6 protein-coding genes are annotated in these 10,394 nt (G+C 73.2%); all 6 read left to right on the top strand.

The window, feature by feature from the left end:
- The first annotated feature begins 111 nt into the window (after positions 1-111).
- Entirely contained in the window at positions 112-780 is a 669-nt protein-coding gene (locus OU787_RS12690) for a hypothetical protein (RefSeq protein ID WP_268659375.1), read from the top strand.
- A gap of 100 nt (positions 781-880) precedes the next feature.
- Entirely contained in the window at positions 881-2,344 is a 1,464-nt protein-coding gene (locus tag OU787_RS12685; protein ID WP_268659374.1) for a WGR domain-containing protein, read from the top strand.
- Between the two features lie 168 nt (positions 2,345-2,512).
- Positions 2,513-3,691 (top strand): sensor histidine kinase, encoded by a 1,179-nt coding sequence (locus OU787_RS12680; RefSeq protein ID WP_268659373.1) that lies wholly within the window; start codon positions 2,513-2,515, stop codon positions 3,689-3,691.
- A 25-nt stretch (positions 3,692-3,716) separates the two neighbouring features.
- On the top strand, positions 3,717-4,391 hold the full coding sequence (locus tag OU787_RS12675) for a response regulator transcription factor (protein WP_030457444.1): 675 nt from the start codon (positions 3,717-3,719) through the stop codon (positions 4,389-4,391).
- Positions 4,392-4,588: 197 nt separating this feature from the next.
- Positions 4,589-5,170, top strand: a complete 582-nt coding sequence (locus OU787_RS12670) for a hypothetical protein (protein WP_268659372.1) — start codon at positions 4,589-4,591, stop codon at positions 5,168-5,170.
- A gap of 151 nt (positions 5,171-5,321) precedes the next feature.
- Positions 5,322-10,340, top strand: a complete 5,019-nt coding sequence (locus OU787_RS12665) for an AAA domain-containing protein (protein WP_268659371.1) — start codon at positions 5,322-5,324, stop codon at positions 10,338-10,340.
- The last annotated feature ends 54 nt before the right edge of the window (positions 10,341-10,394 follow it).

Here is a 10,394-nt window from a genome sequence, read left to right as displayed (position 1 = left end):
GCGTTCCCACTAGGGGATCCCCCTGGGGACGGAGGCGGGGGAACCACTCCCTGGAGGGAGGCGGCGGCGGGGGCCGGCCGGGAGACTGGTGGGTGTCGAGAGGAGGCCGCGGTGAAGCGGATCATGGGGGCGGCGGCGGTCGTGGCGCTGCTGGCGGTCGGGGCGGTCGGGTGCGGGCCGTGGGACGACCAGAAGAAGACGGTGTCCTACGAAGTGCCCGGCCAGGTCACCGAGTTGGAGGTGGACGGGCAGGTCGGCGGGATCGAGGTGCGGGCCGGGGACGGGCCGGTGCAGGTGGTGGAGAAGCGCACCTGGCGGGACCGGGAGCCGCAGGCCACCCACGTGCTCGCCGACGGGGTGCTGAAGCTGGCGTACTCCTGCTCGCAGTGCGGGATCGGCTACCAGGTGCGGGTGCCGGCCGGGACGGTGCTGCGGCTGAAGGAGACCACCGGCGGCATCTCGCTGCACGGGATGGCGGGCGACATCACCGCGCGGACCGTCACCGGCGGGGTGGAGGCCAGCGGGCTGCGCGCCGCCAACGTCACGCTGGAGGCCGAGACCGGCGGGGTGACGGCGCGGTTCGCCGCGGCGCCGACCCGGGCCGAACTGCGCACCGAGACCGGCGGGGTGCAGCTGACCGTGCCCGCGGGGGAGGCGTACGCGGTGGACGCGCACGCCTCGACGGGCGGCACCGACGTGAGCGTGCCCTCGCAGGCCGGGGCCGCGCACGCGCTGGTCGCCCGGGCGAACACCGGCGGCGTGAAGGTCAGCACCGGCTGATCGCCAACTGTCGGTGCCGGGCCGTAGATTGGGCGGTGTCGGCAGGTGGCGAGGGCCCCGCCGGCTCCCCCGAACTCTGTGCCCGAAAGGGGCGTCGGCCATGGCTGCCACCGTTTCCGCGGACCCGCAGGTGACCTACCTGGAACTCTCCGAGGACGAGGGGAGCGCCCACAAGTTCTACGAAGTCACGGTCAAGGAAGCCGAGTTGACCATCCGCTACGGCCGGATCGGTGAGAGCGGCACCACCAAGACCACGGTGTGCGCGAGCGCCGAGAAGGCCGCCGCGCAGGCCGCGAAGAAGATCGGCGAGAAGGTCCGCAAGGGCTACGCCCCGGCCGTCCGGGGCGTGCGCCAGCGCCGGTCCGTGACCCGCCGGCAGATCACCTCCAGCCGCTCCACCGCCCACCAGGCGCCGCTGCTGTGGCGCTTCCGCTCCGGCTCGCCCGCCTTCGGCGTGTACGTCGGCGAGGAGCACGCCTGGGTCGGCAACGAGAAGGGCGACGTCTACACGCTGACCACCGACGGGCAGGTCACCGGCCGGTTCGGGCTGCCCGACGGCGTCAAGTGCATCGTCGCCGACGACTGGTGGATCTACGCGGGCTGCGACGACGGCAAGGTGTACGACCTCGGCGGGAAGGTGCCGCGGGTGGCGTACGAGATCGCCCAGGACGTGGACATCTACTGGCTGGACATCCACGACGGCGTGCTCGGCGTCGCCGACGAGCGCGGCGGGCTGACCACCGTCGACCACGAGGACGAGTTCCAGTGGCGGCGCAGCGCCCAGGGCTCGTCCGGCTGGATGGTGCGCTGCGACGCCGACTCGGTCTACCACGGCTGGTCGGCGGGCGTCGCCCGGTACGCCAAGCGCGGCGGCGACCAGCTCTGGCACACCCGCACCAAGGGCCAGGTGCTGTTCGGCTGGCAGGAGAAGGACGAGGTGTTCGCGGGCACCTCGCAGGGCTGGGTGCACCGGCTGCGCAAGGCCGACGGCTCGGAGGCCGCCGCGTACAAGTGCGACGCCGCGGTGTTCTCCTGCGCGGCCTCCCCCGACGGGGAGTTCGTGTTCGCGGGCGACAACCACTCGTCCGTCTACTGCTTCGCCGCCGACGGCACCCGGCTGTGGAAGCTCGGCACCGGCTGCGGCTCCGCGTACAGCATGCAGTACCGCGACGGGCGGCTGTACCTGGTCACCACCGACGGCTCGCTGGCCTGCCTGGACGCCTCCCAGGGCGCCGTGCGGGCCGCCGAGCAGGGCACCCTGCCGGCCACCGCCGAGGTGAGCGGCGCGGGCGTCGAACGGGTCGCGGCCGGCGCCGAGCTGGAGACCGTCAGCGCCGGTGCGGTGGCCGCCGGGACGGGCGCCGGGGGCATCGAGGTGGAGTGCGTGGCCGAGGGCGGGCGGCTGCGGGTCCGGGTGGTCACGCCCGGCTACGACGCGGCGCTGCGGGTGCAGTTCCCGAAGGACGTCCGGGTCGCCGGGGCGCGGTACCTGGTCGCCGAGGTGCGCCGGTCCGAGTCCGGCGGGTTCTACCGGGCCCGCGGGGAGATCAAGCGGCTGCTGTGACGTCCCGGGCGGTTCGCGCAGGGGGCGCTCCCGGTCGGGGGCGCCCCCTCGCGGGTGCGGGAGGGCCGCGGTGACCGTGCAGGCGATGCGCGGCGAGCCGGAGGGCGCCCCTCGCGGGTGCGGGAGGGCCCTGCGGCGGCCGGCCGACGGTGCGAGAGGATGCGCGGCATGGGGAAGTGGACGGAGGGCCTGCTGGCCCGGGGGCGGGCCCGGCCGTGGGCGGTGAACGGGCCGCTGGTCGCGCTCGCCGTCGGCGTCTCGCTCTGGGGGGTGTACGCCGACCAGCACGACGACGAACGCCAGTGGTGGGCCTACGCGTTGGCGCTGGCCGGGTCGCTGCCGCTGTGGTGGCGGCAGCGGGCGCCGTGGGCGGTGATGGTGGTCACCGCCGTCCCCACCGCGGTGCTGTCGGTGACCGCGCACTTCGCCATGCCGCAGATCCAGGTCGCCACCGCGGTCGCCATCTACACCGTCGCCGACCGCGGCCGGGACTGGCAGCGCGCCGTGCTGCTGGCCTTCGTGGTGGCCGGCAACGTGGTCGGCACCCGGTCCTTCGGCGGCATGCTGTTCAGCCTGGTGGTGTCGGTGGGCAGCTTCGCCATCGGCTCGCTGGTGCGGGAACTGCGCCGGCTGGCCGGCGTCGAGGCCGAACGGGCCCGGCAGGCCGGGCTGCGGGCCGCCAGCGACGCCGCCCGGGCCGTCGCCGAGGAGCGCGCCCGGATCGCCCGCGAGATGCACGACATCCTCGCCCACGCGGTCTCCCTGATGGTGATCCAGGCCGAGGCCGGGCCGCTGGTGGTGCGCGGCGACCCCGACCGGGCGATCCGCGCGTTCGACGCGATCGCCGACTCCGGGCGCGACGCGATGGTGCAACTCCGGCGGGTGCTGGGCGTGTTGAAGGAGGAGGGCGCGGCCCCCGCGCTCGCCCCGCAGCCCCGGCTGGCGGAACTCGCGGGCGTGCTGCAGCGGGTCCGCGACTCCGGGGTGGCGGTCGACGCCGAGATCGAGGAGGCCGGGCCGGCCGAGGTGCAGGCGGCGGCCTTCCGGATCGTCCAGGAGGCCCTCACCAACGTGGTCAAGCACGCCGGGGCCCGGCACGTCAGCGTCCGGGTCGCGGTCCGGGACGGGGACCGGCTCGCGGTCGAGGTCGCCGACGACGGGGCCGGGGCCGGGGTGGGGGCGGCGGGCGCGGCCGGGAACGGGGCCGGGATCGACGGGCGCTCCGGCGGGCGCGGCCTGCTCTCCATCCGGGAGCGCGCGGCGGCCTGCGGCGGCAGCGCCGAGACCGGGCCCCGGACCGACGGACCCGGCTACCTGGTGGCCGCCGTGCTGCCGCTCAACGCCTGAACAACTCCCCAGGAAGGCAAGCGAGTTGACCATTCGTGTAGTGATCGCCGACGACCAGGAACTGGTCCGGGCCGGCTTCGGCATGATCCTCGACGCCCAGCCCGACATCGAGGTCGTGGCCGAGGCCGGCGACGGGCAGCAGGCCGTCGAGGCCGTCCGCGCCCACGCCCCCGACGTGCTGCTGCTCGACGTCCGGATGCCCGTCATGGACGGCATCGAGGCCGCCCGCCGGGTCTGCGCCGAACACCCCGCCTGCAAGGTCATCATGCTCACCACCTTCGACGTCGACGACTACGTCTTCGACGCGCTGCACGCCGGGGCCAGCGGTTTCCTGCTCAAGGACGTCCGCCGCGACGACCTGGTCCACGCCGTCCGGGTCGTCGACTCCGGCGAGGCCCTGCTCGCCCCGTCCGTCACCCGCCGCGTCATCGGCGAGGTCACCGCCCGCAAGGCCGGCGCCGCGCCGGTCGTCCCGCGGATCCTCGGCCGGCTCCTGGAGTCGCTCACCGCACGGGAGTTGGAGACCCTGCGGCTGGTCGCCCGGGGCATGTCCAACGCCGAGATCGCCGCCGAACTGGTGGTCAGCGAACACACCGTCAAGACGCACGTCAGCAACCTGCTGCAGAAACTCGGCCTCCGCGACCGGGTGCACGCGGTGGTCTTCGCGTACGAGGCGGGGGCGGTTACGGCGGGGGAGTAGGCCGCCCGCACTCCCCGGGCCCCTAGGGGTAGCAGGGGCGCCCCGGCCGGGCTCCGGGCGGGCCCCGAGAAGGCCCCGAGGGGCTCCTCCGCAGGAGGGAGCGGGCACTCTCACCGGCGCGGGGGAGGCGCCGCGCGGCCCGGCGGAGGAGGGTTGAGGTGTCGGGAAGAAGGCACTCTCACAAGGCGGTTGGGACGATGGCGGCGGGACGACGGGCACTGGGCTGGGCGACGGGACTGCTGGCGGTGTACGGGCTGGTGCGGCTGCTGCCGGGCTCGCGCGGAGTGGGCGTCGGCTGGACGGTGGGGCACCTGGCGCTGTTCGCCGGACTGGCTCTGCTGGGAGCGGGGCTGGTGGAACTGTGGCGGCTCGGCGGCCGCACCGGGGCGTGGGGCCGGACCTGGCTCGGCCTCGGCTGCGCCGGGGTCGCGGCGGGGCTCGCCCAGGCCGGCATCGACCTGTACGCCAACGCCGTCTCGGCCGACCGGGCGGCCCGCTCGGAGCTGTTCGACCGGGTGCAGTCGGTGCCCGGGGTGATGCCGCTGGTGTACTCGGTGGTGCCGATGCTGCTCTACGTCGGCCTGCTCGCGCTGCTGGTGCGGCTGGCGCTGCACCGGACCGTCCCGTGGTGGAGCCCGGCGCTGGTGCTGCTGGGCACCCTGGCGATGGGGGCGTCCCTGGACCTGTTGGCGCTCGGCGCGGTGCTGTACCTGCTGGCGTTCCGGCCGGTGATAACCGGTGGCCGCGGCGGGCTGCGGGCCGTACCGTCCGGGAAGTGAACGCACACTTCGTCATCACATTGTCTCCAAGCCCGCCCACGGGCACGCGGGAGCGGCACTAGGCTCGGGGTAACCCGCTCCGTCGACTCCCGAGTGAGGCATGTTGTCCACCGTCGCAAGCAGTGCTCCTGGACCGGACGACGCCTTGAGGGTGCGTCAGATCTTCCGGTACCTCGCCGAGGCAGGTGAGAGTCGGGTCAAACCGGTGCGCTCGCTGGAGCAGGCGCGGCACGTTCTGTGGCTGTCCGACATGCCTTACGGCACACCGGAGTTGCAGTGCTTCCTGGCCGCACCGCTGTCGGGCGACGAGCCGTGCTGGCTGGCAGTGGAGCGTCCTCCCCACCGTGAGGCGCCGGCACCGGGTGGCCTGCTCGCCGACTGGCTGGACGCCACTGAGGCGGCGGACTGCGATCGGGAACGGCCGCCCGCGCTCCGGGCGGAAACCGAGCTACCCGGAACGGAGACCGGTCCGGACGACGGGGAGACGCGGGTCGTCACGACAGTGGCGCTGGAGAGCTTTCCGCGCCGTGTCGAAGTGGAGGCCGAGTACCAGGTCTGGGCGGGACTGTGGGCCGAGTGGGCGGAGTGGCGGCGTGCGACCAGGCCGATCGGCCGGTTGTACGAGAGCCTGTACCGGATCCACGAGGATGCCAGTGCGCTCGGTGAGAGCTACGAGCTGGTGCTCTGCTTCGGTTACTTGACCTGGTCGGCGGGCGAGGAGCCGATCCGGCGCCACCTGCTGACCGGTCGGGCCGTCCTCGACCTTGATGTCCACACCGGGCGGCTGGTGCTCACCCCCGATCCCGAGTCACCGGGTCTGGTGCTCGAGGAGGGCATGCTCGACGCGAACCAGAAGGTCCGCAGCGACACCCGGGAGGTGATCCGCCGCAGCCTGGAGGACGCGGGGGCCGTCACCGAGCAGAACGACATCGAATACGTCCACCAGGCCCTCGAAGCCTGGGCGATAGCCGCCCATCAGAACGGCCGCTACCTGCGGCAGGAGGCTCAGCACCGGTCCTCGTCGGCGGTCGAACCGCGGGTCAGCTTCGCTCCCGCGCTGGTGCTCCGGGAGCGCAGCCGCCGCACCAACATCGACGCGCTGCAGGGCATCGCCCGGGCGATCGAGCAGGGGGCCGGGCCCACCGATCTGTTGCGGTTCATCGCCGGACACACCGAGGACGGGAACGGACAGGACCCGCAGCACACCTCCACCACCCCCGACGGACCGGTGGAGACGTACTTCGCGCTGCCGTCCAACGAGGAGCAGCGCACCATCGCCGAACGGCTGCGGGCCGGCCGACTGGTGGTTGTCCAGGGGCCGCCCGGGACGGGCAAGACCCACACCATCGCCAACCTGGTCACCGACCTGCTGGCGCAGGGGCAGCGCGTGCTGATCACCAGCCACACCGCTCGGGCGCTGAAGGTCCTCAAGGACAAGCTTCCTGCCAGCATCCGTGAACTCTGTGTCAGCCGCACCGACGACGGACTCGCCGCCCAGCAGGAACTGCGAGGGTCGATCCAGGCGATCCTGGAGCGCCAGGGAAGCTACGAGCGCCGCGCCTACCAGCGCCGGATCGACAACCTGGAACAGCGGCTCCGAGGCGCCCGGACAGCCCAGGCCCTGGCCCTGACCGAACTGCGGGCGATACGCGAGCAGGAGACGTACCAGCACCCCGTCGAGATCGGCGACTACCAGGGCACCCTGCAGGAGATCGCCCACCGGCTCGCCGCGGAGGAGCCCGTACTCGGGTGGCTCGGACCCGTACCGACCGCCAGCCCGGGCGTCACCTCCGACCAGGTCCGAGCGCTGCGGGAGGCATCGGCGGCTTACACCCCGCAGCACCGGGTCGCGGTCGACGAGGTGGCGGAGCTCCCCGCCGAGGGCGAGATCCTCGGGGCAGCCGCCTTCGAGCAGGACCTGCGGGCGGTGCAGAAAGCGGAGCAGGGGCTGGCGGCACTACGGCACAACGACCTCACGGACCGCCTCGACGGCCCCGTCGCCCGACTCGCGCCGGACGCCCAGCAGCGGGTCTCCGCCGCCCTCGAGACGTACTCCGCCGCCCGAACCGCTACCGCGACCCTTCCCGGGTGGGCCGAACCGCTGCGGGCCGAAGCGCTCGGCGGCGATCAGTGGCAGTTGCGCAGCCGGCACCGGACCACGGTGGAATCGCTGCAGCAGGCGAAGGAACGGGCCGCTGCCCTGAACGGCTGCCGGGTGGACGGACTGGAGGCCCACGACGTCGCCACCGCGCTGCGGTTGGCCACCACCCTGCGCGACGGGCTGGCAGCGGGCGAGAAACTGCGCGGCCCGCTCGGCCTCAAACCGAAGTTGCGTAAGGCGGTCGGGGACTTCCCCGAGACCGTGCGGGTCGACGGGCTCGCCGTCGACAACGTGGAAGCCGCCACCAAGGTGCTCGCCCGGGTCGAACTGGAACGGCACCTGCAGGACGTCGAGCAGGAGTGGGAGGACGCCACCGCCCCCTGGCAGGCGCTCACCCGAAGGCTGGCCCGACTGGAGTCCGCCGCCGCCGTCCTCGACGGGCTGATGGTTCTGGTCGCGGCCCGCACCGGGCTGCTCGACGCCCTCGCCCCGGTGCCGGAACTGACTGTCCGGCCCTGGCACCTGGACGAGGAGTGCCGGGCGCTCGGCGCGCTGCTCACCGCCCGGGAGGCCCTGCGCGGGGCCGAGGCGCCGAAGGCCCGGCTGGCCGCCACCGAGCAGGCCCTGGTGGCCTGGGCCGACCGTGCCGACACCGCCGCTGCTCCGGTCCGGCTGCTGCTGCGCGCGGTGCGCGAATCCGCCGCCGAAGCGTACCGGGAGCACTCCGATGCGCTGGCCGGTCTGCGGACCGCACTGGAGCTCAAAGCCCGCTACGAGGCCGCACGGCAACCGGTCGCCGCCGTCCTGCCGGAGCTGGCCCAGCAGTTGGGGGAGGACCCAGGTGCCGACCGCTGGACGGACCGGATCCGGGCGTTCGAACGGGCCTGGGCCTGGTCGGCCTGGTCCGAGCGGATGCGCGAACTGACCGATCCGGCGGCTGAGGAGAAGCAGCGCAAACTGCTGGCCGAGGCGGATGGCGACATCCGGATCGCGCTGGAAAAGCTCGCGGCCGACCGCTCCTGGTTCGGCTGCCTGGAACGGCTGACCGACGGGGAGGCGGTGGCCCTGGCCTCGTACCAGCAGAGTGTCAGCCGTTTCGGGAAGGGCACCGGCAAGCACGCCCACCGCTACCGGGTGCAGGCGATGGAGAGCCTGAAGGAGTGCCAGGGCGCCGTCCCCGCCTGGATCATGCCGCTCTACCAGGTCACCGCGACCGTTCCGATGGACCGGGCCGGCCGTTTCGACGTGGTCATCATCGACGAGGCCAGCCAGTCAGGCCCGGAGGCGCTACTGCTGGCCTGGCTGGGCAAGAAGATCATCGTGGTCGGTGACGACAAGCAGGTCAGCCCCGCCAACGTCGGCCTCGACCAGGACCAGCGCTTCCAACTGCAGAACCGGCTGCTGGAGGCGCTCCCCGCATCCCGGCGCAACCTGTTCAGTCCGATGGCGAGCTTCTTCGACATCGCCACCGGTCTGGCCGGTGGCCGGGGCCGCCTGATGCTCCAGGAACACTTCCGGTGCATGCCGGAGATCATCGGCTTCTCCAACGAGCTCTCCTACCACGGCAGGCTCCAGCCGCTGCGCCAGTTCGGTGCGGACCGCCTGCCTCCGATCCGCACCACGTACGTCCCCAGCGCCTACGTCGACGGCACCGGCCAGCGCCAGTACAACCGGGCCGAGGCCGAGCAACTGGTCGACCAGGTGGTCCGGTGCTGCACCGACCCGGCCTACCAGGGCCGCACCATGGGCGTGATCACCATGCTCGGCAGCGGGCAGAAGCAGCTCATCGAAGACCTGCTGAGCGAGCGGCTGCCGGTCGACGTCCGCCAGCAGCGCAAGATCCGGATCGGCGACGCCGAGGACTTCCAGGGCGACGAGCGCGACATCGTCTTCATCAGCCTGGTGATCAGCCTGGCCGGCGATGACGGGCCGCGCCGCCCCGGGCCGTTCGCCAGCGAGGCCATGCAGCAGCGGCTCAACGTGGCCGCGTCCCGGGCCCGTGACCAGGTCTGGGTGTTCCACAGCGTGACCGCCACCGACCTCGGCCCAAACGACCTGCGCCGCAAGTACCTGGAGTACTGCCTGCGCCCCGCTGACGAGCGCAGGGGCCCCGGACCCGAGGACGTCCGACCTGACGTCCGGCACGAGGACTTCGACAGCCTCTTCGAACAGCGGGTCTACCTGGCGCTGCGCGGCCGTGGCTACCAGGTCCGGCCGCAGTACCCCGCCGGCCGATACCGGATCGACCTGGTGGTGGAGGGTGGCACCCGGCGACTCGCCGTGGAGTGCGACGGTGACGCCTTCCACAACGAGGAGAACGCCGACGCCGACGCGGCCCGGCAGCGCGAACTCGAGCGCGTCGGCTGGACGTTCGTGCGGATCAGGGGCAGCCGGTTCTTCCTCGATCCAGAACGTGCCCTGGAACCGTTGTGGGCCGAACTGGACCGCCTCGGCATCTCACCCGGCGGATTCGAGGACGCAGCTGACGGCGAGGCCACCGAGAGCACCGGCGGCGCCGACGAGCTCCACGTCCTCGAGCCCGACCCGTCCGCGGCTCCCGCACCCACTCCCGCCGTGCCGGCGGCCGACGTCCCGGGCCGGTCGGAACGCCCGGTCTTCCCCGTGACGGTGGTGTCGGTGAACTCCTACCGCCGGGCGCAGCGCGAGCTGACCTTTCTGGAGGACCGGATCGCCTCACCGGCCGAGCTGGGCCCGGCAGTCGACGGTGCTGCGCTCGCAGCCCGGCGGGCGGCCCAGGACGAGGCGCGTCAGCGGGACGAGGAACGCCGGGCATTCCTGCGGACATACCTGGACCAGGTGACGCCGGACCAGCGGTTGACGGGTGTGGGAGTGGTGGTGCCGGGCTGCCTGATCGGGGTCGAGCACGAGGGCGACCCGGAGACCGTCCTGTACACGATCTCGACGGCGCCGAGCACGGAGGCGCAGCGGATCTCACCGAACTCGGATCTCGGAAGGGCGCTGCTGTGGTGCGAGGTGGGCGAGCACCTCAGCTACCAGATCGGACGGGACGGGACCGAACGGGCCGTGGTGCGGTTCATCGAGGACTGACGGCGCCTCACCGTCCGTGCCGGTGATAACCGGTGGCCGCGGCGGGCTGCGGGC

Source organism: Kitasatospora sp. YST-16 (assembly GCF_026802215.1).
Taxonomy (GTDB): Bacteria; Actinomycetota; Actinomycetes; order Streptomycetales; family Streptomycetaceae; genus Kitasatospora; species Kitasatospora cineracea.
This window is presented reverse-complemented; position numbering and strand designations above follow the sequence as displayed.